Genomic DNA, 26,227 nt, shown 5'->3' with positions numbered 1-26,227 from the left:
CGCCACGGGCGCCCGGCCGTGACCACCACCCGACACCCACCTGCAACGTAGCGACCGGAGGACCACATGCCCGTCAGTGACAAGAACGTCGGCGTCTCGCTCGAGCCCTCGCGTGGCTCGTGGAGCACCACCGACTCCATCCTCTACGCCCTCGGGGTCGGTGCCGGCATCCAGGACCCGGTCGGCTTCGAGCTCGAGTTCACGACGGAGAACTCCCAGGACGTGGCCCAGCGCGCGCTCCCCACGATGCCGGTCGTCATCGACACCGGTGGTATCGCCGATGCCACGGGTCTGATCGGTGACTTCGACTGGACGGGGCTTCTTCACGGTGGCCAGGCGGTCACGCTCCACCGTGAGTTGCCCCCCGAGGGCGAGGTCGAGGCCGTCACGACCCTCGCCGAGGTGTGGGACAAGGGAAAGGCCGCCATCGTCGTCCTCGAGAGCGACGCCAGGCTCGTCGGTGACGACAACCCGCTCTACACCACCCGCACGACCCTCGTCATGAGGGGCGAGGGCGACTTCGGCGGTGAACGCGGGCCGTCGGGCGAGAGCAACCCGACACCCGACCGCGACCCGGATCACGAGGTGGCCTACGACATCCGACCCGACCAGCCGCTCCTCTACCGGCTGAGCGGTGACCGCAACCCCCTGCACTCCGATCCGTCCTTCGCCGAGCTGGCGGGGTTCGACCGGCCCATCCTCCACGGGCTCTGCACCTTCGGCCACGCCGGCCGGGCACTGCTCCACACGCTGTGCGACTCCGATCCGGCACGCTTCGGCCACATCGAGGGGAAGTTCACGTCCCCGGTGATGCCCGGCGAGACGCTGACCACGCGCATGTGGGTCGACGGCGACAGCGCCGCCTTCGACGTGACGGGAAGCGACGGTCGCGTGGTCTTCGGCGACGGCCTGTTCCGGAAGGCTTCGTGAGCGGAGGTGATGCGCCGCGCGTCCTCGTGGAGGAGCGCGGCGACGGGGTTCGGCTCATCACGATGAACCGGCCCGACGCCCTCAACGCGTTCGACGCCGACCAGTACGAGCAGACCACGGCGGCACTGACCGACGCCGCAACCGACGACAGCGTCGTCGTGGTTGTCATCACGGGAGCGGGCCGCGCCTTCTCGTCGGGAGCCGACACGCAGGTCCTGGCCGGTGACACCGACGATCCGGAACGGATCTCGAAGGCGTTCCCCGAGTTCTGCGAGCGCCTCGTCGACTTCCCGAAGCCCCTGATCGCGGCGGTCAACGGGGTCGGCGTGGGCATCGGCATGACGATGCTCCTGCACTGCGACATGGTCGTGATCGCCGACGACGCACGGCTCCGCACGCCCTTCGCCCGGATCGGCGTCTCACCGGAGGCGGGGAGCAGCGTCCTGCTCCCCGCGACGATCGGCCCCCAGCAGGCGGCGCGCATGCTGATGGTGGGCGACTGGGTCGGTTCGTCGGAGGCCGTCAACCTGGGCCTCGCTCTGCGAGCCGTTCCCGCCGAGCGGCTGCTCGACGACGCTCTCGAGCTCGCCTCGGAGGTGGCCGCCCGCGACCCTCATTCGCTGCGGGCCACGAAACAGCTCCTGATCGAGAGCCGCACCAGGCTCCTGGGCGACACGATCCACCGGGAGATCGAGGTGCTCAGCGAGCTCGTCGTGCGCCGCCTGGCCGCCGACGCCGGCTGAGCGCTCGAGCCGCTGAACACGCTCGACACCGGCGTGAACCACCGTTAACATCGGTGGGATGAGCGCAGGCCCGGCCGTGGCGCAACGGCTGATCGCCGACGACATCCTCACATCGTCCGGCGACGATGCACGGCTGATCGGGAGCCGATGCGCCGACTGCGGCACCACGACGTTTCCCGCGAGTACCGGGTGCCCGAAGTGCTCGGGCGAGCAGATGGAGGAGACGCCGCTCCCCCGACGCGGAACGCTGTGGACGTTCACCACGCAGAGCTTCCCCGTCAAGGACCCCTACATCGGGCCGAGTGGCGACGACTTCGTTCCCTTCGGCGTGGGCTATGTCCAGCTGAGCGACGACGAGAACGGCGACGTCGTGAAGGTCGAGGGACGCCTGACCGAGCCCGACCCCTCGAAGCTCACCATCGGGATGGAGATGGAGCTCACGGTCGTGCCGTTCGCCGGCGATCCCGACGGCACCGATGTGCTGACCTACGCCTTCCGGCCGTGCGGGCAGCAGGAGACGGCGTCGTGAACGTCGCCATCGTCGGAGTCGGGATCCACCCGTTCGGGCGCCACGAGGGCGTGTCGGCAACGGAGATGGGCGCGCTGGCGACGCGTCGGGCTCTCGCCGACTCCGGCGTCGCCTGGTCCGATCTCGAGTTCGCGTTCGGAGGAAGCCTCGGGGCGCAACTGGGGCACGCGGGCTCTGCGTCGGCTGACACCCTCGTCAACCAGCTCGGCCTCACCGGACTCCCGTTCATCAACGTGATGAACGGCTGTGCCACAGCGGGAAGCGCCGTGGCGATGGCCGCCAACTCGATCGAGGCCGGAGCGTTCGACCTCGGCCTCGCCGTGGGTCTCGACAAGCATCCCCGCGGCCACTTCAACGCCGAGGCCGGCGCCGTGGGGCTCGAGCCGTGGTACGGCGAGAGCGGGATGATGGTCACGACGCAGTTCTTCGCCCAGAAGATCAACCGCTACATGCACGAGTTCGGGATCTCCCGGCGCACGCTCGCCCGTGTGGCCGCCAAGGCCTACCGCAACGGTGCGAAGAACCCGAACGCCTGGCGTACGAAGCCGATCAGCGAGGAGGAGATCCTCGGTTCACGGCTCCTGAACTGGCCGCTGACCCAGTACATGTTCTGCTCACCCGACGAGGGTGCTGCCGCGCTGGTCCTGTGCCGCGCCGACCGGGCGCACGAGTACAGCGACCGGCCGGTGTTCCTGAAGTCGTCGACCGTGACGACCCGTGAGTTCGGGTCGTTCGAGGTCTTCAGCCCGTGGCTCCCCGTGGAGCGCACACCGGCCCCCACGGTGGAGGCAGCGCGCCTGGCCTTCGAGCAGGCGGGTGTGGAACCGGGCGATGTCGACGTCGCACAGCTCCAGGACAGCGAGTCGGGCGCCGAGATCATGCACATGTCCGAGTGCGGCTTCTGCGAGGACGGCGAGCAGGAGGGGCTGATCGCCGACGGTGAGACCGAGATCGACGGCCGGCTACCCGTGAACACCGACGGTGGGCTCATCGCCAACGGTGAGCCCATCGGAGCCTCCGGCATGCGTCAGTTCCACGAGATAGTGCTCCAACTACGCGGCGACGCCGGCGAGCGACAGGTGCCGGGCAACCCCTCGGTGGGCTTCACCCAGGTCTACGGCGCCCCCGGCATCGGCGCCTGCGCCGTCCTCACGACATGATCTCCACCGCCTGATCTCCGCCCGCGCCGTCCGCACCCCTGCCGGCCCCCACCGAAATGCAGGGGTGTGGCGGCGCGGTGCGGACCACCGCGTGGGGATCAGCCGGTGAAGTCCGGACGTCGCTTCTCCACGAAGGCGGCGACACCCTCCACGCCGTCGGGCCGGCCGGCGGCTGCGGTCAGCTCCTCGCTCTCACGCTCCATCTGCGACTCGAGCGACTCGTTCCACGCGTCGCGCAGCAGCCTCTTGGAGGCTCCGTAGCTCCGGGTCGGGCCTGCGGCGAGCCGACGGGCGAAATCCTCGGCCGCCGCCGCCAGCTCGTCGTCGGGAACCACGGTGGTGACCAGGCCCCACTCGCGTGCCTCGCCGGCCGACAGGACCCGGTTGGTGAGCGTGAGTTCGAGGGCACGCCGGGGCCCCACGAGACGGGGAAGGAAGTAGGTCGACGAGCCGTCGGGCGAGAGGCCGATTCCCGTGTAGGCCATCACGAACTTCGCCGATTCGGCTGCCACGACCAGATCGGCCGCCATCGCGAGCCCCAGACCGGCGCCGGCAGCGCTCCCCTGCACCGCCGCCACCACCGGGGCGTCCAGTCGCACGAGCCGCGAGACGGCCGTATGCAGGTGGGTCGTGATCTCGCGCAGGGCCGGGCCGAGGTCGGCCTCGCTCGCGAACGACTTCACGTCGCCGCCACCACAGAACATGGACCCCTCGCCGCTGAACAGAACCGAGCGGACGCCATCACTGTCGGCGAGGTGTCGCGCCGCATCGGAGAGGTCGCGGGCCATGTCGAGATCGATGGCGTTGGCGTCATCGGGTCGGCGGAGCGTCAGCCGTGCCAGGCCGTCGTCCTCCACCTCAACGCCCAGTGTCGAGTACGTCACGTCGCCTCCGGGTGAATTGTCGGTCCGGCCACCGTGTCACAGGACGGCGGGGGCACTCACGCCGGAGATCGCGGTGTGCTCAGCTGCGCGGGATCTCCGACCACGGGAGATCCCTGTCGACCGAGGGCTCCTTGGGGAGGCCGAGGACCCTTTCGCCGATGATGTTCCTGGAGATCTCCGAGGTTCCTCCACCGATCGTGGCGCCCTGCACCTCGAGGAAGGTCTTCTGAAGGCAGGCATCGGCCGGGGCGCCACCGAGAATCGACTCCGAGACGGTGTCGGGCCGTCGCATCTCGTAGTCGTCGATCAGCATCCCCTCGGCTCCCAGCAGGTCGATGCACAGCTTGTAGGTGCGCTGCTGCTGGGGTGAGACCGAGATCTTGCCGAGCGAGCTCTCAGGGCCGGGCGTGCCGAGCTTGCGGTTCTGCTCCGCGCGCTGCATGAGCAGGCGCACCACGGCGTCGTCGACCCACACCTCCATGAGCCGGTCGCGCAGGACGGGGTCGTCGAGGCCGCGGCGGCGCCAGAGGTCGAGCGCGTAGTTCCCGAGGTTGGGTGCCCGGGACGGGTCGGCCAGTTTGCCGAGCATCGTCCGCTCGTTCATCAGCGTCGTGATCGCCACGTTCCAGCCCGCACCGACATCACCGATCCGGTTGCTGTCGGGCACGCGGACGTCGGTGAAGTAGATCTCGTTGAACTCCGCGGCCCCTGTGAGCTGGCGGAGCGGGCGTACGTCGACGCCCGGGGAGTGCAGGTCGATCCAGAAGTAGCTCAGTCCCTTGTGCTTCGGCGCGTCGGGATCCGTGCGTACGAGGAGGAGGCCCTTGGCGGCGACGTGCGCCTGCGTGGTCCAGACCTTCTGGCCGTTGACGACCCACTCGTCGCCGTCGCGCACGGCGCGCGTGGAGAGGCCGGCGACGTCGGATCCGGCGCCGGGCTCGGAGAACATCTGGCACCAGACGTCCTCCACGGTGTAGATGCGTCGGAGGTGCTCGTCCTGCTGCTCCTCCGTGCCGCAGGCCACGAGGGTGGGGCCCGCCATACCGACACCCATCATGTTGAAACGGATGTTCGACTCCACCCCCGCGTCGGCGAACCGCCGGTCGATGTACTCCTGGTACTCGGCGTCGAGGCCCAGGCCCCCCTTGCCCTCCGGGAAGTGCACCCAGGCCAGTCCGGCGTCGAACATCTCGCCCCAGATCACCGCTGCGTCGGTGGTGGCCGGATCCCGTCGGGCGAGTATCCCGTCGATCAGCTCGTCGAGTCGCGCGTGCTCCGGGCGGCGGGCGTCGGTGGACGGTTCAGCGGTCGTGGTCATGGATCGCGGGGACTCCCCGGGGTCGGAACACTCGCCCTGGATGTGAACGGTGGCTAACCTACCGTCCGAACACGGCCGCACGCCACAGGCAGCAACGTCCCAGGAGGCCCGATGAAGCTCGCCGTCAGCCTTCCCTACGCGGAAGGGGCCATGATCCCCGAGGAGATCGTCGAGTTCGTCGAGAGGGCCGACGACCTCGGCTACCACTCCGTGTGGGCCGCCGAGGCGTGGAGCTTCGACGCCTTCCAGATGCTCACCTCTCTGATCCCCCACACGTCCACGATCGGGCTCGCCACGGGGATCGCCAACGTCTACTCGCGCACGCCCGCTCTCCTCGGCCAGTCCATCGCAACCCTCGACATGCTGTCGGGGGGCCGGGCGATCCTCGGGCTCGGCACGTCGGGACCGCAGGTCGTGGAGGGCTGGCACGGTGTGCCGTTCGACCGGCCGATGCAGCGCCAGCGGGAGGCCATCGAGATCGTCCGTACCATCCTTCGGCGCGAGCGGCTCGTCCACGACGGCGAGGTCTACCGACTCGACATGGGCCTGAAGCTCATCAACCACCCGGTCCGCGACTCGGTTCCGATCGTGCTGGCGTCGCTCGGGCCGAAGAACGTCGAGCTCACGGCCGAGATGGCCGACGGCTGGCTGCCCGTCCTGTTCTCACCCGACAAGGCCGCCTCCGTGTGGGACGAACCACTGTCGGCCGGTCGGGCGAAGCGTTCGGCCGAACTCGACGACCTGGAGATCATCCCCAGCGTCGCGTGTTCCGTCACCGACGACCCGGTGACGGTGAAGGGCTTCGCCAAGCTCGGCATGGCTCTGTACCTCGGTGGCATGGGATCACGCGAGAAGAACTTCTACAACAAGCTGTTCCGGCGATACGGCTACGTCGACGAGGCGAAAACCGTGCAGGACCTCTACCTCGACCGCAAGCGGGAGGAGGCGGTGGCGGCGATCTCCGACGAGATGGTCGACGAGGTGAGTGCCATCGGCGACGCTGCCTACGTCAAGGACCGCCTCGCGGCCTACGGCGAGGCAGGCGCCTCGGTGGTCAACGTGTCGTTGCTGGCGTTCGACCAGGCCTCACGGCTCACCCAACTCGAGGAACTGGCGAAACTCACCTGAGGCGAGGACAAGTGGCGCAGGTACCCTGCGCCACCCGAGACGAAGCAGGGAACCCGAGGCGCTAGCCGAGGAAGTCGCGCACGAGCACGTCCCACATGTCGACGATGAGGCGCAGCGAGTCGAGGTCGATCCGCTCGTCGTCGCCGTGTCCCATCGTGGCGATCTTGTCCAGTTCCATCCGGCGGGAGTAGATCCCGAAGCCGTAGCAGGTGGCGCCGAGGCTGCGGAAGTGCCGGGAGTCGGTACCACCCGGCATGAGCATCGGGAGGAGAGAGGAACCCCCGTAGAAATGGTTCGCCACGCGACCCAGCGAGTCCCACAACGGCGTGTCGGCGGGTGACTCGCTGGCCGGGATCACGACCCCGGGGTCGAACTCGACCTGGTCGGCGAGATCACCCAGCGCCTCGCCGATCATCCCCCGTACCGACGCCGGATCGTCACCGGGCAGCGTGCGGATGTCGAGCTCGATGTCGACCGAGTCGGGGATCACGTTGCGCTTCGTGCCGCCCGTCATGACGGTCGGGGTGAGCGTCGTGTGGTTGCACGAGTACGCGATCTTGCCGATGGCCGTGGGGAGTGCCGCACACGTTGCGGCGAGGGTGTCCTCGTCGGTGAGCGGGCCCGTGAGCTCGGGCGGGTATCCGAAGCCGTCCACGAACCGCCGCCAGTGGTCCGACACCCGCGTCGGAGGTTGGTAGTTGTCGAGCCGTTTCAGCACCTCCGCGGCCTTCACGAGGGCGTTGTCGGTGCCGTACGGCATCGACCCGTGGCCGGGGGTCCCCGTGACCCGGAGCCGCGAGGCCATCGTGCCCTTCTCCGCGACCAGGATCGGCATGGAGATCGACCCGTCGCCGGCGTCGATCGGGAAGCCTCCCGACTCGGTGATCACGTAGTCGGTACGGACCGCGTCGGCGTGCTGCTCGACCAGGTACTTGGCGCCGTAGACCCCCGACGCCTCCTCGTCGGCGACGGCGACGAAGCGGAGCGTTCCACGGGGCGTGAACCCGCTACCGGCGAGGCGGCGAATCGCGACGGCCATCGATGCCGTGAGGTTGAACATGTCGATGGCGCCGCGACCCCACAGCTCACCGTCGACGATCTCTCCGCCGAACGGGTCACGGCTCCAGCGGTCCTCGTTGACAGGGACCACGTCGGTGTGGCCGAGCAACGTGAGCGTCGGTGCGTCGGGATCGCTGCCCTCGATCGTGGCCACCAGGCTCTCCCGACCCGGGCTCGCCGTGTAGCGCTCGACATCGAGGCCGACTCCCTCGAGGTACCCCGCGAGGAGGTCGACGTTGCGCGTCTCCTGGCCCGACCCGGGAGTGCCGTCGTTGACGCAGCGGTTCCGGATCAGGTTCTGGACGAGCTCGGCGACCTCACCGACGTCGCTGTCGAGGGCGGCATCCACACCCGCACCCTACCGCGCCCCGTTAACCACCGTTCACGAACCGAGACGAGGACGAGCGGGGCAGGTATCCTGCGCCGCCCGAGTCGAGGCATCGGACAAGCTGCCAGGAGCGGAAGAGAAGCGAGGTGCGGCGCGCGTCAGCGCGTCGCACCGAGTGACACTTCCTGCTCGCGGGCGATGCCGGCGACCTCGCCGATCGGCGCGACTCGCCAGAACTCGGTGCGCGTCTCACTCCAGCGCTCGAGGAGATCGGCCGCCACCGCGGAGCCCGTGAGCAGCGCGTGCTGTTCGATGAGGAAGTGCAGGTCGTGGTCGTCGTCGGGCCGGCGGGCGTCGACGAGCTGGCGGTTCATCGTGTTCAGGAGCCGGCCTGTCGGGTCGTGGACGTAGGCCTCGCCACCGGTCATGCCGGCGCCCAGATTGCTGCCGATCTCGCCGAGGATCACGACGGTGCCGCCGGTCATGTACTCGCACGCGTGGTCCCCGGTTCCTTCGACAACGGCCACCGCACCGCTGTTGCGGACGCAGAACCTCTCGCCCACCGATCCGGCGACGAAGAGCTGGCCTCCGGTCGCGCCGTAGAGAACCGTGTTGCCGGCGAGCACGGGACGACCGGCATCGTTGTCCGGCGGGCGGATCACCAGGCGCCCTCCACCGAGACCCTTCCCGACGTAGTCGTTGGCCTCCCCGGTGAGCTCGAGTGTCACGCCGTCGGCGAGAAACGCCCCGAAGCTCTGGCCCGCCGACCCGGTGAAGCGTGCGGTGACGTGGCCCGGTGGCAGGTGGTTCCCCCATTCGAGGCCGATCGCCCCGCCGAGGGACGCCCCGACCGTGCGGTCGGAGTTGGCGATCTCGTAGTCGAAGGTCGCCTCGCCACCCTCGAAGAGCACCCCGAACGCGTCCTGCAGGAGGCGCTTGTCGAGCTCCGACCGTGGACGCTGGATGTCGACGGAGCGCACGAAACGTCGGGGGGCGTCGGGATCGGCCGGCTCACGGAGGAGAGGCGCCAGGTCGAGGGAGTCGGCGTGGTCGTCCCCCGTGACCCGCTGTCGCAGCAGATCGACACGGCCGATGGCGTCATCGAGGGACCGGAGACCGAGCTCGGCCAGGAGACGCCGGGTCTCCTCGGCGATGAAGAGCATGTACGTGGCCACGCCCTCGGGCGTCCCCACGAACTTTGCACGCAGGTTCGGTCGCTGCGTGGCGATACCGGTGGGACAGGTGTCGCGGTGGCACGCACGCACCATGATGCAGCCCTCGGCGAGCATCGCCGCGGTACCGAAGGAGTACTCGTCGGCCCCGAGCAGCGCCGCGATCATGATGTCGCGCCCCGTGCGGAAGCCTCCGTCGACGCGGACCTTCACGCGGTCGCGCAACTCGTCCTCCATCAGCGTTGCGTGCGCGTCCGCCAGGCCCAGCTCCCACGGCATTCCTGCGTTCTTGATCGACGAGAGTGGTGACGCGCCGGTCCCGCCGTTGTAGCCGGAGATCTGGACGGTCTCGGCGAGTGCCCGCGCGACGCCCGAGGAGATCGTGCCGACGCCGTCCTCGGCAACGAGCTTCACCGACACCTCGGCGCGGGGATTCACCTGCTTCAGGTCGAAGATGAGCTGTGCCAGGTCCTCGATGGAGTAGATGTCGTGGTGGGGAGGCGGTGAGATGAGGCCGACGCCGGGCTGCGTGTGCCGAAGGCGGGCGATCTCGCCACTCACCTTGTGGCCGGGGAGCTGTCCGCCCTCACCGGGCTTGGAGCCCTGCGCGACCTTGATGTTGATCTCGTCGGCGTACGACAGGTACTCCGGGGTCACCCCGAAGCGTCCCGAGGCGATCTGCTTGATCCGGGAGTTGCGGTCGCGTGTGGTCCCGCGTGTCCGGAAGCGGGCTGGATCCTCACCACCTTCACCGCAGTTGCTCTTCCCGCCGATGAGGTTCATCGCCATCGCGAGGGTCTCGTGGGCCTCCGCCGAGAGCGCGCCGTGCGACATGGCGCCGGTCGAGAACCGACGCGTGATCTGCTCGGCCGGTTCGACCTCGTCGAGCGGGAGCGGCTCGTCGACGGTGACGAACTCGAGGAGGTCGCGGATCTCGGTGACGGTCCGCTCGTTGACCATCGATGCGAACGTCGCGTAGAGCTCCGTACGCCCTTCGTCGACGGCTCGTTGGAGCAGGTGGGCGGCCGCCACGTCGGTGGGGTCGGCAGCGGGAAGCGGCTCCCCGTCGTCGCCGAGGTAGATGACCTGGCCCTGCTCGTCGGCCGACGCCTGGGGAATGCGGTCGAGCCGGCCTGTGGAGTCCTTGCTCCGCTTTCCCTTGGCACCGTCGGCAGGCTCGAGGGCGATGCTCCGGTGCAGAGCGTCGACGACATCGGGGTTGTTGGCGTGGTACTCCCCACCCTTGCGGTGGCGGAAGAAGCCGGGGCTGGCCAGAGCGGGCTTCTCCGAGTGGAAGGCCGCGTCGTGGCGCGCGAGGACGTCGGAGCCCAGCCGCTCGAAACCCACACCGCCCACGACCGACACCACACCCCGCAGGCACAGCGACACGACCTCCTCCCCCAGGCCGAGGGCATCGAAGATCTGCGCGGAGCGGTAGCCGTCGACGGTGGAGATCCCCATCTTCGAGAGGATCTTCAGGACTCCGTCCTCGAGGGCGGCCTGGTAGCGCTTCTGGGCCTCGGCCGCCGGGTGCTCACCCAGTTGGCCGCTGTCGGCCAGCGCTGCCACCGACTCGAGGGCGGCGCGTGGGCACACGGCGTCGGCACCGAAGCCCAGAAGACACGCAACGCTGTGGGTAGCGTGAGCGTCCGAGGCGTCGATCACGAGGGACGCCGAGTCGCGGAGCCCCTCGTCGATCAGCGCATGGTGGATTGCACCGGTGGCGAGCAGCGACGGGACCGGGGCGCGCTCGGCGTCGACATCGGCGTCGGAGCACACGACGATGGGGGCGCCCGCCTGCGTCGCGGCCACGGCAGCGGCGGCGATCCCCTCCAGAGCGGCCCGAAGACCGGCCGGGCCTTCGGCCACAGGGAACGTGGAGTCGATACGCACGCTCGGAAGCGATGCGTCGGGTCGCAGGAGCATGTCGAGTGCCGACGGGTAGAGGAAGAACGACGGCAGTTCGAGCAGGCGCGCTGCCTCGGGCCGTTCGGTCAGGATCGGCTGGCGAGGGCCGAGGCAGGTCCTCAGCGACATGACGAGACGCTCACGCAGGTGGTCGATGGCGGGGTTCGACACCTGAGCAAAGCGCTGCTTGAGGAAGTTGGCGACCGGACGTGGTTGCGTCGCCGCTGCGGCGAACGGCGTGTCGTCCCCCATGGAGAAGGTCGGCTCTTTGGCGTCGTTCGCCATGGGCTTGAGCACCATGGCCACCTCTTCACGCGTGATGCCGTACACGATCTGGCGGCGCTGGAACTCCTCCTCGTCGGGGAGGTCCTCGACGGGCTTCCCGAGGCTGAACGGCTGGAGACCGTCCTCGACCCACTCCTCGTAGGGAGCACGCCCGGCCAGCCACTCCTTGACCCGGGCGTCGTGCTGCACGCCTCCGGCGTCGGGGTCCACGCAGATCGCCTGCCCCGGCCCGAGGCGCCCACGTGCCACGGCGCCGTGGCCCTCCGTCGGGACGGCACCGACCTCGGACGCGCACACGACGAGGCCGTCCTCACACACGTGGTAGCGCATCGGTCGAAGGCCGTTGCGGTCGAGCGATGCCCCGACCAGGCGGCCGTCGGTGTAGATGAGCGCGGCGGGGCCGTCCCAGGGCTCACTCAGGCACGCGTGGTAGCGGAAGAAATCGCGCACATCGGGAGGGAGGTCCCTCTGACCCTCCCAGGCCTGAGGGGCGAGCATGGCGAGCACGTGGCGCGGATCGCGTCCCCCGCGCGCCAGGAGCTCGACAGCGGCGTCGACCTTTCCGGAGTCGGAGTCGTCCACGTCGAGGACCGGCCGGAAGATCTCCTCCTCTCCGAGGCCGATCTCCTCCGTGCCGAGACGCCCGCGGGCGAGCATCCGGTGATGGTTGCCCGCGATGGTGTTGATCTCACCGTTGTGGCAGATCATCCGGAAGGGCTGCGCCCGCTCCCAGGCCGGTGAGGTGTTGGTCGAGAAACGGCTGTGGAACACCGCCAGGGGTGCCACGAAGTCGTCGGCCGAGAGGTCCGGATAGAAGGCAGCGAGACGGTCGCTGGTGACGAGCGCCTTGTAGGTGACGGTTCGGAAGGACCAGCTCGCGAAGTAGTTCCGGACCCTCTCCTCGGCACACTGGGCCTCCGCGCGACGGCGGGCCCGGTAGGCGCGTCGCTCGGCCTCGGCGTCGTCGACGCCGTCAGGGCGTTGGAGCACCGCCTGAACAATGGCGGGGAGCTCGGCTTTCGCCTGCCGTCCGATCTGCGCGTCGTCGACCGGGACGGTCCGGAAACCGACCAGCTTGATGCCCTCGGCCGCGCACGCCGCGGCCACCGCCTGGAGTGCCCCGCTACGGGCCGAGTCCTTGTGGCGGTCGAGAAAGGCCGTGACGACGCCCACGTCGGCTGCTGCGACGGAACCGCCCAGCTCGTCGTGGGCGATGCGTGCGAAGAACTCGCCGGGAATCGTCGTGAGGATCCCGGCCCCGTCACCGGAGACACCGTCGGCGGCGATCGCGCCGCGGTGCCGCACGTTCGCGAGGCCGGTGAGGGCGGCCTCCACGATCGACCGGGACGTTCGGCCCTGCGCGTCGGCCACGAAGCCGATCCCGCAGGAGTCGATCTCCGCGCGGCGCCGCGCCGCCGTGCGTCCGTTGTCGACGGACCCGCCGCTCGTGTTCGCTCGCAAGGCCTTCTCCTGAGGTCGGCGTGGCGTGGCGAGCGTCCGGGACCCCGGGCCGTCGCCGAGCCGTGTGCATGGGGTGGGCCATCTGACCCGCCGTAGCGGATCGGCCCGTGCATCGGGTGGCGACGCCGGTGTCGCGGCCCGCATTGTAGCGTCGACGCTCATGCGTCTCGGGATCGTCGGCGGTGGTCAGCTGGGCCTCATGCTCGCTGAGTCCGCCCACGGCCTGGGGATCGCGTGCACGCTGCTCGACCCCGCTCCCGACGCACCCGCCCGGCGTGCCGGCCATCTCCTCGTGGGCGACTACGACGACCCGGTCCTGCTCGACATGCTCGCCGACGTCTGCGACGTCTGCACCTACGAGTTCGAGAACGTGCCCGTGCAGTCGGCGCGCCGGCTCGCGCGGCAGGTCCCCACATATCCCCCACCTCCTGCACTCGAGGTCGCCCAGGACCGACTGGCCGAGAAGACCATGTTCACGGATCTCGGCATCGACACGGCCCGCTACCGGACCGTCGACTCCGAAGAGGATCTCTCCGATGCCGCCGCCGACCTCGGGTACCCCCTCGTGCTCAAGACCCGACGCGGCGGCTACGACGGGAAGGGCCAGGAGTCGATCCGCGACGCGGCCGGCCTCCCGGCGGCCTGGGAAGCGCTCGGAGCCCACCCACTCCTCGCCGAGGAGCATGTCGCCTTCGATCGGGAGCTGTCGATCCTGGCCGTGCGTGGAGTCGACGACTCCGCCTTCTACCCGCTCGTGGAGAACACCCACGCCGACGGGATTCTCCGGCTCAGCGTCGCCCCGGCGCCCGACGCGACGCTTGGGCTCACCACCACCGCCATCGACGCTGCCACCCGGATCCTCGACGAACTCGGCTACCGGGGTGTGCTCGCCGTCGAGCTGTTCCAGATCGGTGACCGGCTCCTCGCCAACGAGATGGCACCGCGGGTACACAACTCGGGCCACTGGACCATCGAGGGTGCCGCCACGAGCCAGTTCGAGAACCACGTTCGTGCCGTCGTGGGTCTCGAGCTCGGGCCCACCGACGTTCCGGGCGCGGCAGCCATGGTCAACTGCCTGGGCGCGGTTCCCGAGGCCGATGTGGTCGCCACCGTCCCGGGTGCGCGCCTCCACGACTACGGCAAGGCCCCGCGGCCGCTGCGGAAGGTCGGCCACGTGACCGTCACGGCGCCGGACGCGGCACGCCTCGAGCCCCTCGTTCGGCGCCTCTGCGGCGCAGCGCCGACGCCCCGCGACGCCTGACCCGGTGGGAGGGGGAGCCCGGGGCGCGCCGTGGGCGCCTCCGGGGTGACGGTCACACCGCCGGGCAGCTAGAGTGAACTCGAAATTAGAACACGTTTCATTTCCGAGGCACCCTCGAGGAGGGTCCGCCACGGCGAACGGAGGACCACATGGAGTTCGGATTCTTTGCCCAGGGCGCGGTTCCCGAGCCGTTGGCCGCCACCAATCCGAACCTCGAGCACCAACGACTGCTGGAGAGCGTCGAGCTGGCGGTCCGGATGGAGGACTTCGGGTTCAAGTACGCGTGGGCGAGTGAACACCACTTCCTCACCGAGTACTCCCACATGGCGAGCCCCGAGGTGTACTGCTCGTTCGTGGCCGCCCGGACGCAGCGTATCCACGTCGGGTCCGCCATCATCAACATCACCCCACCGGTGAACCACCCGGCACGCGTCGCCGAGGTCGTCGCGACCCTCGACCACCTGAGCAACGGGCGATTCGAGTTCGGGACCGGGCGTGGCTCCTCCACGACCGAGATGGGCGGTTTCGGTGTCGACGACTGGGACAGCACGCGCGACATGTGGACGGAAACCATCGCGCAGATTCCGCGCATGTGGCGTGACTCGCCCTACGGCCACGAGGGCCGGTTCTTCTCGATGCCCGAGCGCGACATCGTTCCGAAGCTCTACGGCGACACGCACCCACCGATGTGGGTGGCGGCCGGGAATCCCGAGACGTTCGAGATCGCGGCTCGCCTGGGGCTGGGGGTGTTGTGTTTCGCCTTCGGCCCCCCGAAGAAGTCGAAGATCCCCGAGGCGGTGCGCGTCTACAAGGAGGCCATCAAGCACGCCGAGCCTCCGGGCGACTACGTCAACGACAACATCCTGTGCGTCACGAACATGATCTGCACGGAGGACCGAAACGACGCGTTCGAACTCGCGTCGACCGTCGGCATGTCGTACTACCACTCCCTCGTCATGAAGTGGCTCGACACGTTCCCGCGCCCGAAGGGTGTCCCCGAGTGGCCCGAGCTCATCCCGGAGCCGACGCCTGAGGAGGCCGAGAAGCTCGGCGCGAGCGGCGCCGTCGTCGTGGGCGACCCCGATGACTGCGCCGAGGGCGTGGAGATCTACCGGGACATCGGAATCGACCAGCTGGTGTTCAGCCCGCTGACGACCCAGATCTCCTACGACGACGCGTTGAGCTCGTTCGAGCTGTTCGGCAAGGAGGTCCTCCCCCGCTTCGATACCGATCCGGTTCACCGGACCACCCGGATGCGGGAAGCAGCGAGGTCCTGAGCACGGGGATCCCGAGCGCCCGGAAGGGGTGGGAGATGAAGGACTTTCCGAGGATCGTCTCGGTGGACGACCACGTCATCGAGCCCCCGCACCTGTGGGAGACCTACCTGCCGTCGCGCTTCGCGGAACGGGCCCCGAGGGTCGAGCGGATCCCCTGCGCCCACATGGGGTACGTGGGCGGCGTGTTCAGCTTCGAGACCGGTGACGACGGCCCGGAGTGCGACTGGTGGCGGTTCGAGGACCTGCTCATCCCGCGCACACGGGTGGAGTCGGCCGTGGGCTACGACCGTGCCGACGTGACCGTGACGCCGACGACGTACGACGAGATGCGCCCCGGCTGCTACGACCCCGCCGCGCGCCTCGCCGACATGGACGAGGCGCACATCGAGGCGCAGCTCTGCTTTCCCAGCACGTTCCCGCGGTTCTGTGGTCAGACCTTCACGGAGATCGACGACCACGAACTCGGACTGGCGTGCGTGCGCGCCTACAACGACTGGATGGTCGACGAGTGGTGCGGCGACTCGAGTGGACGGCTGATTCCCCTCGTCATCGTCCCGCTCTGGGATCCGGCCCTCGCCGCCGAGGAGGTCCGGCGCAACGCCACCCGTGGCGTACACGCCGTGTCGTTCTCGGAGATCCCGGCCTATCTCGGCCTGCCGTCGATCCACGGCGACCACTGGGAGCCGTTCTTCGCTGCATGTGAGGACACCGACGTCTCGATCCACATGCACATCGGGTCGTCGTCGAAGCTGCCCTCGACCTCGGCCGACGCGCCCCCGCTCGTTGCATCGACACTCACGTTCGGGAACGCCATGTCGTCGATGGTCGACTTCATGCTCTCGGGTGTGCTCGAGCGCCACCCGGGTCTCCAGCTGTCGTACTCGGAGGGTCAGATCGGCTGGATCCCCTACATCCTCGAGCGGATCGACAAGGTCTGGGAGAGCAACCGGGCGTGGGGCGACGTCGCCGAGTCGGTCCCGCAGCCCCCGAGTACGTACTTCCACCGGCAGATCTCGGGCTGTTTCTTCGACGACGAGTTCGGCCTGAGCCCCGAGGCGCTGTCGAAGATCGGCGCCGACCGCCTGCTGTTCGAGACCGACTACCCGCACTCCGACAGCACGTGGCCCACGTGCCGCCAGACAGCCGAGAAGCTGATGGGCCACCTCGACGATGCGACCGTTCGCAGGCTCGTGCGCGGCAACGCCATCGAGCTCCTCGGTCTCGACCTCGAGGTGTGACGAGGCCCGCGCCCATCCGTCCGCCGATGACACATCCAGGAGAACACCATGCGTGACGTCCCGTTCCCGATCCCGTTCGGCTGGTTCCAGGTCTGCTGGCCCGACGATGTCAAGCCCGGTGACGTCAAGCCGCTGTACTACTTCGGGCGCGATCTCGTGGTGTGGCGCGACACCGAGGGTGGTATCCACCTCCAGGACGCGATCTGCCCGCACCTGGGTGGCCACCTCGGGCACGGCGGCCACGTGGAGGGATGCGAGATCCAGTGCCCGTTCCACGGGTGGAAGTTCGACGGCGACGGGCGCAACAGCGAGATCCCCTACTCCACGCGTGTCAACAAGTCGGCGTGCCTGCGCACCTACGAGGTCATCGAGCGCAACGGCACGGTCATGGCGTGGTACCACCCCTTCGACGAGAAGCCGATGTGGGAGATACCGGAGGTCCCGGAGTTCTCCGACCACGAGAACTGGAGCACTCCCGTCGCCCGGATCTTCCCGATCCCCGCGCCGTGGCAGGAGATCGCCGAGAACTCGGTCGACTCGGCCCACTTCCGCTATGTCCACAACACCGACGAGGTCCCCGAGGTCCGTGAGTACGAGACCGACGGGCCGCGTACGAAGATCCGCTCCCTGCAGCGGTTCCCCACACCCCAGGGTGTCGTGGACGGCCGTATCGACATCGACCAGCACGGTCCCGGTTTCAGCCTCATCCGCTTCTCGGGGATCGTCGACACGCTGCTCATGGGCTGCAACACACCCGTCACAGAGGACGAGACGGAGCTGCGCTTCACGTTCACGGCCAAGAAGCTGGACGACGCAGAGCTCACCTCGACGGTCGGGCAGGCGTTCGTCGAGGAGGTCTCCCAGCAGGTCGTGGAGGACCTGCCCATCTGGCGCAACAAGGCCCACGTCACGCGCCCGGCGCTGGCCGACACCGACGGGCCGTACCTCCAGTTCCGGAAGTGGGCCTCGCAGTTCTACGCTGAAGGGCTGGAGCTCGACCGGCCCATGTACCCTCCGAACCGCCCCGGCAGTGGCAGGCCCGAGGCCGAGGGGACGACGAAGCAGACCGCTTCGGCCCGGTTGAAGTCCGAAGACACCGTGCGCAGCGACATGCTGCGCGGCTGAGAGTCGAAGCACCGCCCACCGCTTCGTCGACGGACCGTCCGCCCTCGCGTGGGTGAAACGCAACGGACAGGAAACGTGAGGATCCACAGTGCTCGATCTGCTCATCACCGACGTCCGCCTCGTCGACGGGACAGGCGCACCCGAGCGCCGGGCCGATGTCGGCGTACGTGACGGTCGGGTCGTCCTCGGAGACGCCCTCACCGGCGACGCCACCGCCACCATCGACGGCACCGGGCTCGTGCTCGCTCCGGGTTTCATCGACCCTCACACGCACTACGACGCGCAGTTCCTCTGGGACCCCTACGGCGCCCCGTCGAACCTCCACGGTGTCACGACCACTATCAACGGCAACTGCGGTTTCACGCTCGCTCCGCTGCGCGACGAGGACGGACGCTGGTCCCTCGAGATGCTCGCCGAGGTCGAGGGGATGCCGATCGAGGCGTTGATGGAGGGCGTTCCCGCCGACTGGACGTCGTTCGGCGACTACCTCGACCGCCTCGACGGCACGTTGGGCGTCAACGCGGCGTTCCTCGTGGGCCACTGCGCGCTGCGCCGGTACGTCATGGGCGCCGCCGGCACCGGCAACGAGGCGTCCGACGAGCAGATCGAAGCCATGAAGGACGAGCTGCGGGCGGCCCTCGACGCCGGCGGAATGGGCTTCTCGTCCTCCCAGTCGTTCACCCACGACGACGGCGACGGAAATCCCGTTCCCTCGCGTGCCGCCACCACCGACGAGGTGCTCGCCCTCGCGTCGGTCGTGTCGGAGTTCGAGGGAACCACCCTCGAGTACATCACCGACGGTTGCCTCAAAGGATTCACCGATGAGGAGATCGAGCGGCTCACCAGGATCTCCCTGGCCGGGAAGCGGCCGCTGAACTGGAACGTTCTCACCGTCGATTCCCGAGAGCCCGACAAGGTCGAACGCCAACTCGCTGCCTCGGAGTATGCGGAGGAACACGGTGCGCGGGTCGTGGCGCTCACGATGCCGGTGCTGGTCCCGATGAACATGAGCTTCCGGACACGCTGTGCCCTCACACTGATCCCGGGATGGGACGAGATCCTCACGCTGCCGATCCCCGAGCGTATGGAGAGGCTGCGTGATCCCCGGGTACGCGAAAAGATGCTGCGCGACATCCACGACGAGAAGGCGGGTGTCATGCAGCGCTTCAACCGGTTCCGCGACTACGAGATCGGCGACACCTTCTCGGAGGAGAACAAGCCGCTCGAGGGACGGACCGTGGGAGAGATCGCCGACGAGCGCGGCACCGAGCCCTTCGACGCACTCCTCGACATCGTGCTGGTCGACGAACTCCGTACCGTGCTGTGGCCCCTCCCCCTCGAGGACGACGACGAGAGCTGGAGGATGCGCATGAGGCTCATCGACGAGGAGCGCGTGCTCATCGGGGGGTCCGACGGCGGCGCACACCTCGACCGCATGCTCGGCAGCACCTACCCGACGGAGTTGCTCGGCGACACGATCCGCGGGCGCCGCCTCCTGTCGCTCGAGCGTGCCGTCCAGCTCATCACCGACACGCCGGCGAGGCTCTTCGGGCTGCGCGACCGTGGTCGCATCGAGCACGGTGCCCACGCCGACCTCGTGTTGTTCGACCCCGACACGATCGGGGCCGGACCGGTGCGGATGGTGGCCGACCTACCGGCGGGCAACGAGCGGCTGCATTCCCGCCCCGAGGGCATTCGCGGGGTGTGGGTGAACGGCGTCCGGACCGTGATCGACAACGAGAGCACGGGCGCGGTCCCCGGGACCGTCCTGCGCTCCGGTCGCGACACCGAGACGGTGAGAGTTCCGGGCAGCTCCTGAGCGGACAGCTACTTCACCGCGCCCGATTCGCGCAGGGCGGAGATGTCGGAAGCGTCGAAACCCCAGTCGGTGAGCGCCTCGTCGGTGTTCTCCCCCGGCCAGACCGGCGCTGTCGGCGCGGCAGGTGTCGTCCGGCCGAAGCGGGGAGCCGGCGACGGCTGCACGAACCCGTCGATCTCCATGTACGTCCCGCGGGCCTTGGCGTGCGGGTGCTCTGCCGCCTCACTCATCGTGAGCACGGGCGCGAAACAGACGTCGCTGCCCTCCAGGGTCTCGCACCATTCGTCGCGCGTCTTGGTGAGGAACACCTCGGTGAGACGTTCCCGGAGTCGCGGCCGCAGCGCCGGATCGTCCTGCGCCTCGAATCCCTCACCGGTGAGTCCCGTCTTCTCCAGGAGCTCGGCGTAGAACTGCGGCTCGAGCGACCCGATGCTGACGTACTTCCCGTCGGCCGTTTCGTACGTGTCGTAGTAGGGCAGGCCGGTGTCGAGCATGTTGGTGCCCCGCTCGTCGCTCCACATCCCGATCCCCTGCAGACCCTGGATGAGTGTCATCAGCGTGGCGGTGCCGTCGACCATGGCTGCGTCGACGACCTGACCCTTTCCGGAGCGCCCGGCCTCGAGCACCCCGCACACGACGCCGAACGCCAACAGCATCCCCCCACCACCGAAGTCGCCGACGAGGTTGAGGGGAGGAACCGGTTTCTCACCGGGGCGACCGATGTGGGCCAGGGCGCCACCCAGCGCGATGTAGTTGATGTCGTGCCCGGCGGCGGTCGCGAGGGGCCCCTCCTGACCCCATCCCGTCATCCGCCCGTACACGAGTCTGGGATTGCGGGCCGCGCACTCGTCGGGGCCGACGCCCAGACGCTCGGCCACGCCGGGGCGGAACCCCTCGATGAGTGCGTCGGCACTCTCGACGAGGCGTAGCACGGTCTCGACACCGTCGGGGTTCTTGAGGTCGACCCCCACCGACCGTCGACCGCGAAAGAGGAGTTCGGGGTTCGAGCCCGAGAAGTCGTCACGGACCAGCTGCGCGCGGTCGACGCGCAGAACCTCCGCGCCCATGTCGGCCAGCATCATGGCTGCGAAGGGACCGGGCCCGATCCCGGTGAGCTCGACAATCCTGATTCCCTGGAGGGGTCCCACGTGCGTCTCCTTGCCGGTGCTGTCGGGTCGCGGGCACATTAGGCGCGCAGGACGGGTCCGCACGCGCCGGGCGGGCGCGCGCTCGTCACGGTGATCACCCCGGGCCACCCATCGCGGCGCGCGCGTCGGCTTCGAGCGTGTGGCGTGCCCCGAGGACGTAGAGGCCGCCAGGTATCGCGGGGAGCATCGAGACGGCCATCGCCGCCGTCAGCGAGCCCGTCAGGTCCGACACGGCACCGATGACGAGGGGCCCCAGCGCCCCACCGAGAATCGTGAGGAAGTAGTAGAGCGAGAAGCCCGTGCCGCGACGGCGCGCGGGCACGACCTCGGCGATCGCCGCCGCGAAGTTCGGGATCGCCATCGAGAGGACGAACGCCCCGACGGCGAAGACGATCAGCTGGGGCCCGACCACGGGCACCGGGAAGGCAACGGCCGCGAGAACGGCGCCTCCTGCGAGTGCGGTTCCGGTGATGCTCAGGCGCCCGCTCCCGCCATCAGCGGCTGCGCGGTCGCCCAGATGGCCGCCCACCAGCGCACCCGACAGCGCGACCACGACGACGAGGCCCCCCGTCACCGCACCGGCCGCGGCCTCGCTGAGGTCGTGAACTCGTTCGAGGAACGACGGGAGCCAGAACGCCATACCGTTGAATCCGGCCATCGCGACGCCGAGGCCGAGATACAGCCGCCGTGCGGTCGGGATCCGTGTCAGCTCGCGCACACCGTCGAGGTACTCGCGAACGCCCTGGCGCGTCGGTGACGCCTCCCCGAGCTCCATCTCTGTCACCAGGTCGTGCTCCCGGTCCGACGCGGGCCCCGTCGTGCGGACGTGGTCGAGTGCTCCCCGGCGCGGTTCGGCCAGGAGCCCCACGAGGAGCGCGACGACCAGCCCGGGCGCGACGAAAACCAGATAGGCGGCCCGCCACCCGAGGGCGCCCCCGACAGCACCTCCCACGGCGATTCCCACACCGACGCCGATGGACCACGCGACGCGCTGGACGGCGAAGACCCTTCCCCGCGACACAGGCGGGTAGTAGTCGGCGATGAGTGAGGACGCCGGTGGGTTGTCGAGGCTGTTGGCGGCGCCCATGGCGAACCGTGCGGCGGCGAACATCGCGAAGCCCAGCGCGGCCGCGGAGAGCACCGACAGGGCCGACCAGAGCGCCACGACGATCGCCAGCGTTCTCGTGCGCCGGTAGTGGTCGGCGATGTAGCCCGCCGGAAGGACCACCAGGAGACCGGCGGCGGCCATGGCCGTCGCCAGCGCACCACCCGCCGTATCGGAGAAGCCGAAGTCGTCCTGGAGCAGCGAGAGCGTGCCGGGAAGGATGTTCGTCTCCGCCCCGTCGAGGAAGTTGACCAGCACCAGCACGAAGGCCGGCATGAGGCCGAAGGGCCACAGTGTGCTGTCACGGCGGCGGGCGAGGTGGTCGCTGCCGTGACCGGGATCGGGGTCCGTCACAGGACCTCACGCGTCGTGTCGGCCACCATGTGCCCACCGATGTTAGCGACGACTCACACGCGGCGCCGGAGGCTCGGGCACTCCTCCGACCCGGGTCAGCGTCCCGGATCGGCGCGGGATACCTTGTCGGCTTCCGGCACCGTGGTGGTGCCGACCGGTCGAAGGGGCCCACCATGCTTGTCCGACGCAAAGCCCGGCGCTGGAGCGCCGTGTTCGTGGCCGCCGCGCTCGTCCTCACGGCCGGGGTGGCGGGAGCGGGAGAGCCCGATCCCGACGAGAGCCCCGCCGAGGACGCCCCTGCCGAGGGCACCGAGGTGACCGACGGCCACTACCAGGAGTTCGACGACGCCCGCGGGTTCCTGAATGTCCTTCCGCCGGGCCAGACCGCCACGCTCAGCGCCGAGGGTTTCGCGCAGGCCTCGGAGGCCGACGCCGCGGGCGACGAGACGGGCTTCCCCCCCTTTTTCGCCGACCAGCGGATCATGTACAACGACCTCGTCTTCAACAGCCCCGGCCTCTCCGACGACCAGCTCCTCGACTACTTCAAGGACGCCTCCTTCGGCGTGGAGCCCGACGACGTAGGACGCACGTACCAGCCCGGTGACCGCGACGACGTCACGATCATCCGCGACAAGAGCTTCAACGTGCCCCACATCTTCGGCGACACCCGTGAGGGCACGATGTTCGCCCAGGGCTACGCCACCGCGGAGGACCGCATCCTCTACATGGACGTCCTGCGCAACACGGGGCGCGGGCGACTCAGCGAGTTCGTCGGCTTCTCGGACACGCTGATCGGCCAGGACCTGGACACGCTCGAGAACGCGCCCTACACCGAGGCGGATCTCCAGGAGCAGATCGACGCCCTGAAGGACGGCACCCCCGAGCAGCAGGACGTCTACAACGACATCGCCGCCTACACCGAGGGCGTCAACGCCTTCCTCGCCGACGCCGAGGCCGACGAGACCCTCCTGCCGTTCGAGTACCAGTTGCTGGGCACGACCCCCGAACCGTGGGAGACAACGGATGCGGTCGCCATCGGTGGCCTCATCGGGGGCATCTTCGGCAAGGGTGGCGGCCGCGAGGTCCAGAACTACTGCGGTCTTGAAGCGATGACCGAGGCCCTCGGGGCCGAGGAGGCCCGGGAGGTCTACGACGACCTCAAGTTCGCCAACGACCCGTCGGCGCCGGTTTCGTCGACGCAGCCTGCGCCGTACATGGACGACCTCGGCCCGGTCGACGATGCGGCCGTGGCGGACCTCGACTGCGAGAGCCTGTTCCCCGTGGGGGCCGGCGACCCCGAGTCCGCCCAGCCGGTGCCCGCTGCCGAGGGGGCCGGTCAGGACTCCGCCGGGGAGGCCTCCCTCGGCGGTCCCGCGAGCCCGGCTCCTCCCGAGACGGTCATCGATTTCCTCGGCCGCCTCGACCACGCCTCCACGCAGCCCGCGTCGGCCAGCAACGCCCTGCTCGTGAACGGGGAGCACACCGACGACGGCCGGCCCATCGCCGTCTTCGGCCCCCAGATCGGGTACTCCGTCCCGGAGCTGATCGTGGAGAAGGACGTCCACGGGCCCGGGATCGACGCCCGCGGCATGGGGTTCCTGGGCATCGACATGTGGGTGCTCATCGGGCGCGGCCAGGACTACGCGTGGTCGGCGACGTCGTCGGGCGCCGACAACATCGACGACTTCGTCCTCGAGCTGTGCTGGGCCGACGGTCGGGAGTCGGAGGTGGATGCGACAACCGCCGACGGCTACATGCACGACGGTGAGTGCAAGGAGATCGACACGTTCGACCACGTCGTGGAGACCACCGACGGGATCGCGTCCGGCCCACCCGTGACCCTGACATGGACCATCCAACGGGCCCCCGACTACGGCCCCATCAACCAGCGCGGCACCCTGAAGGACGGCACGCCGGTGGCGATCGCCACCGACCGCTCCACCTACTTCGAGGAGATCGTGTCGGCGGCCGGGTTCCGCAACGCCAACGACCCCGAGTTCATGGAGGAGGGCTACGAGGCCTTCCGGCGCGCCATGGGCGACGGCATCACCTTCAGCTTCAACTGGTTCTACGTGGATGCCGAGACCGCCGGCTACCAGCACACGTGCAAGTGCCCGCAACGCGCCGAGGGGGTCGACCCGACCCTTCCCACGACGGGGGGCGGTGAGTTCGATTGGACCGGCTTCCTCGACGCCGAGGACCAGCCCCACGACGCCGATCCCGACCGGGGCTACGTGACGTCGTGGAACAACAAGCAGGCGCCGAAGTTCACGTCGGCCGACGACCAGTGGTCGTTCGGGCCCATCTACCGCGTCGACATGCTCAACTCGCGGATCGAGGAGGCCATCGACAGCGGTGAGCCGGTCGACCGTGCGGCCGTCGTCGATGCGATGGAGGACGCCGCCACGACCGACCTGCGCGCGCAGGAAATCCTGCCCGTCCTGCTCGAGATCATGGGCCTCACACCGCCGGAAGGCCGCGACGAGCGGCTCGCCGCCATGCGCGAGGAACTGGAACTCTGGCTGGAGTTCGACGGGCACCGTCGCGCCCGCGAGAAGGCCGACACGGTCTACGAGACGCCGGTGGGGCCCGCGATCATGGACGCCTGGTGGGAGCCGCTCACCTACGCCATCTTCACCGAGGAGAACTCCGGCGACGCCTTCCGGGCGCTCGACCTCGGGATCCACAACAGCCCCGACAACCATCAGGGATCGTCGTTCTCGCAAGGTTCCTACCCACAGGTCTACAACGACCTCACCAACGTCGCCGGCACCCCGACCGACGGAGCCTGGGACCGCACCTACTGCGGGAACGGCGACCTCGAAGCCTGCCGCACGGTCCTGTGGGACTCACTCGAGTCGACCATCCCGCTGCTCGAGGAGGAGTTCAAGGACAGCGCAGACCCGACCGCCGTGTCGTCGTGGGAGCGCACGGTCGCTGACGACCAGATCGAGTACTCCTCGCTACTGGTGGGTGTACCACCGATGAACTGGGTGAACCGGCCCACGTTCCAACAGGTCGTGCAGCTCGACACCGACGGAAGGGCAGAGCTGCGCACGGCTGATGCCGAGAGCAGCGACGGGTCATCGAGCAGCAACATCGGTGTGTTCATCCTCATCGTGATCGGTGCTCTCATCGTGATCAGCATCGTCGTGATGCTCGTGCGCGCACAGCGCAAGCCCGGCACCTGACCGGAGCCTTCCCGCAACCCGTGCGCCTCGCTACCTGGAACGTCAACTCGCTGAAGGCACGCCTCCCGCGCGTCGAGGAGTGGCTCGGGTACGCCGACGCCGATGTCGTCTGCCTCCAGGAGACGAAGATCGCCGACGACGCCTTCCCCCAGTTGACCTTCGAGGCTCTCGGCTACGAGGCTGCTCATCACGGGGAGGGCCGCTGGAACGGCGTGGCGATCCTCTCGCGGATCGGCCTCTCCGACGTGACCGCCGGCTTCGGTGAGCTCGACGACCCCTACGACGGTGACGCCCGCCTCCTCGCCGCGCGCTGCGGAGCGGCTCAGGTCGCCTCCGTGTACGTCCCGAACGGTCGTGAGATCGGCACCGACCACTACGACCGGAAACTGGTGTGGCTCGAGCGCCTACGCGAGTGGCTGGACGGGCGGTTCTCGGCCGACGACCCCGTCATCGTGGCGGGTGACTTCAACGTGGCCCCCGACGACCGCGACGTGTGGGACCCCGGCTCCTTCGAGGGCGCCACCCACGTGAGCGATCCCGAACGTGCGGCCATCGACGCCCTGTGCGACTGGGGCCTCCAGGACACGTTCCGTTGCCTCTACGACGACGCCGGCCTCTACTCGTACTGGGACTACCGACGTGGCGACTTCCACCAGCACCGGGGGATGCGCATCGACCTGGTCCTCGCGACGAAGGTGGCCGCCGACACGGCGTCGTGGGCCATCGTCGACCGCAACGCCCGCAAGGGAACGAAGCCCTCCGACCACGCACCCGTCATCGTCGACTTCGACCTGGCTTGACCGA

The 26,227-nt window shown here is 69.1% G+C and carries 18 protein-coding genes; 12 read left to right on the top strand and 6 right to left on the bottom strand.

Annotated elements, in window-relative coordinates; translation table 11 throughout:
- Nucleotides 1-66 precede the first annotated feature (66 nt).
- Genes R3A49_00555 through R3A49_00540 form a run of 4 tightly spaced genes read left to right on the top strand, consistent with a single transcriptional unit; the run spans nt 67 to nt 3,362 of the window.
- Nucleotides 67-930: a MaoC/PaaZ C-terminal domain-containing protein gene (locus tag R3A49_00555; GenBank protein ID MEZ5169220.1), complete on the top strand. Its 864-nt coding sequence runs from the start codon at nt 67-69 to the stop codon at nt 928-930.
- Nucleotides 927-1,673 (top strand): enoyl-CoA hydratase-related protein, encoded by a 747-nt coding sequence (locus R3A49_00550; protein ID MEZ5169219.1) that lies wholly within the window; start codon nt 927-929, stop codon nt 1,671-1,673. The genes R3A49_00555 and R3A49_00550 overlap by 4 nt, the downstream gene beginning before the upstream one ends.
- A 58-nt stretch (nt 1,674-1,731) precedes the next feature.
- Nucleotides 1,732-2,202, top strand: coding sequence for an OB-fold domain-containing protein (locus tag R3A49_00545; GenBank protein ID MEZ5169218.1), 471 nt, complete (start codon nt 1,732-1,734; stop codon nt 2,200-2,202).
- Nucleotides 2,199-3,362, top strand: coding sequence for a thiolase family protein (locus tag R3A49_00540; GenBank protein MEZ5169217.1), 1,164 nt, complete (start codon nt 2,199-2,201; stop codon nt 3,360-3,362). The genes R3A49_00545 and R3A49_00540 overlap by 4 nt, the downstream gene beginning before the upstream one ends.
- Nucleotides 3,363-3,460: 98 nt before the next feature.
- On the opposite strand, the gene R3A49_00535 is transcribed toward R3A49_00540, so the two are convergent.
- Together R3A49_00535 and R3A49_00530 are read right to left on the bottom strand one after the other, a co-directional pair.
- A complete protein-coding gene (locus R3A49_00535; protein MEZ5169216.1) occupies nt 3,461-4,246 on the bottom strand; it encodes an enoyl-CoA hydratase-related protein in 786 nt (261 codons plus the stop codon).
- Nucleotides 4,247-4,325: 79 nt separating this feature from the next.
- Nucleotides 4,326-5,564 (bottom strand): acyl-CoA dehydrogenase family protein, encoded by a 1,239-nt coding sequence (locus R3A49_00530; GenBank protein ID MEZ5169215.1) that lies wholly within the window; start codon nt 5,562-5,564, stop codon nt 4,326-4,328.
- Between the two features lie 111 nt (nt 5,565-5,675).
- Between R3A49_00530 and R3A49_00525 the strand changes: the two genes are divergently transcribed.
- Nucleotides 5,676-6,692: an LLM class F420-dependent oxidoreductase gene (locus tag R3A49_00525; GenBank protein ID MEZ5169214.1), complete on the top strand. Its 1,017-nt coding sequence runs from the start codon at nt 5,676-5,678 to the stop codon at nt 6,690-6,692.
- A 61-nt stretch (nt 6,693-6,753) separates the two neighbouring features.
- Here the strand turns inward: R3A49_00525 and R3A49_00520 are convergent, their stop codons facing one another.
- Both R3A49_00520 and R3A49_00515 read right to left on the bottom strand, forming a co-directional pair.
- The gene (locus R3A49_00520; protein ID MEZ5169213.1) at nt 6,754-8,100 is read right to left on the bottom strand and encodes a M20/M25/M40 family metallo-hydrolase; all 1,347 of its coding nucleotides are present in this window, start codon (nt 8,098-8,100) and stop codon (nt 6,754-6,756) included.
- A gap of 137 nt (nt 8,101-8,237) precedes the next feature.
- Nucleotides 8,238-12,905, bottom strand: coding sequence for a glutamate synthase-related protein (locus R3A49_00515; GenBank protein MEZ5169212.1), 4,668 nt, complete (start codon nt 12,903-12,905; stop codon nt 8,238-8,240).
- 160 nt (nt 12,906-13,065) lie between these two features.
- Between R3A49_00515 and R3A49_00510 the strand changes: the two genes are divergently transcribed.
- The 5 genes from R3A49_00510 to R3A49_00490 all read left to right on the top strand — a co-directional run bounded on the left by R3A49_00510 (nt 13,066) and on the right by R3A49_00490 (nt 19,625).
- Entirely contained in the window at nt 13,066-14,166 is a 1,101-nt protein-coding gene (locus R3A49_00510) for a 5-(carboxyamino)imidazole ribonucleotide synthase (protein MEZ5169211.1), read from the top strand.
- A 149-nt stretch (nt 14,167-14,315) separates the two neighbouring features.
- Nucleotides 14,316-15,443 carry an LLM class flavin-dependent oxidoreductase gene (locus R3A49_00505; GenBank protein MEZ5169210.1) on the top strand — a complete coding sequence of 376 codons (1,128 nt, stop codon included), beginning with the start codon at nt 14,316-14,318 and terminating at the stop codon, nt 15,441-15,443.
- A 35-nt stretch (nt 15,444-15,478) separates the two neighbouring features.
- The gene (locus tag R3A49_00500) at nt 15,479-16,681 is read left to right on the top strand and encodes an amidohydrolase family protein (protein MEZ5169209.1); all 1,203 of its coding nucleotides are present in this window, start codon (nt 15,479-15,481) and stop codon (nt 16,679-16,681) included.
- Nucleotides 16,682-16,729: 48 nt separating this feature from the next.
- Nucleotides 16,730-17,806, top strand: a complete 1,077-nt coding sequence (locus tag R3A49_00495) for a Rieske 2Fe-2S domain-containing protein (protein ID MEZ5169208.1) — start codon at nt 16,730-16,732, stop codon at nt 17,804-17,806.
- An 88-nt stretch (nt 17,807-17,894) separates the two neighbouring features.
- On the top strand, nt 17,895-19,625 hold the full coding sequence (locus tag R3A49_00490; protein ID MEZ5169207.1) for an amidohydrolase family protein: 1,731 nt from the start codon (nt 17,895-17,897) through the stop codon (nt 19,623-19,625).
- A gap of 8 nt (nt 19,626-19,633) precedes the next feature.
- Here R3A49_00490 and R3A49_00485 read toward each other — a convergent pair whose 3' ends face one another.
- Entirely contained in the window at nt 19,634-20,773 is a 1,140-nt protein-coding gene (locus R3A49_00485; GenBank protein MEZ5169206.1) for a CaiB/BaiF CoA-transferase family protein, read from the bottom strand.
- A 94-nt stretch (nt 20,774-20,867) separates the two neighbouring features.
- Nucleotides 20,868-22,232 carry an MFS transporter gene (locus tag R3A49_00480; protein ID MEZ5169205.1) on the bottom strand — a complete coding sequence of 455 codons (1,365 nt, stop codon included), beginning with the start codon at nt 22,230-22,232 and terminating at the stop codon, nt 20,868-20,870.
- Nucleotides 22,233-22,405: 173 nt separating this feature from the next.
- Here R3A49_00480 and R3A49_00475 point away from each other — a divergent pair, with 173 nt between their 5' ends.
- Together R3A49_00475 and R3A49_00470 are read left to right on the top strand one after the other, a co-directional pair.
- The gene (locus tag R3A49_00475; GenBank protein MEZ5169204.1) at nt 22,406-25,423 is read left to right on the top strand and encodes a penicillin acylase family protein; all 3,018 of its coding nucleotides are present in this window, start codon (nt 22,406-22,408) and stop codon (nt 25,421-25,423) included.
- Nucleotides 25,424-25,443: 20 nt separating this feature from the next.
- Nucleotides 25,444-26,223, top strand: coding sequence for an exodeoxyribonuclease III (locus tag R3A49_00470; GenBank protein ID MEZ5169203.1), 780 nt, complete (start codon nt 25,444-25,446; stop codon nt 26,221-26,223).
- The last annotated feature ends 4 nt before the right edge of the window (nt 26,224-26,227 follow it).

It is taken from the genome of Acidimicrobiia bacterium, assembly GCA_041394025.1.
In the GTDB taxonomy this organism is placed as follows: domain Bacteria; phylum Actinomycetota; class Acidimicrobiia; order IMCC26256; family JAOSJL01; genus JAOSJL01.
Note: the sequence above shows the minus strand (reverse complement) of the source record. Positions and strands in the feature narration are given on the sequence as shown.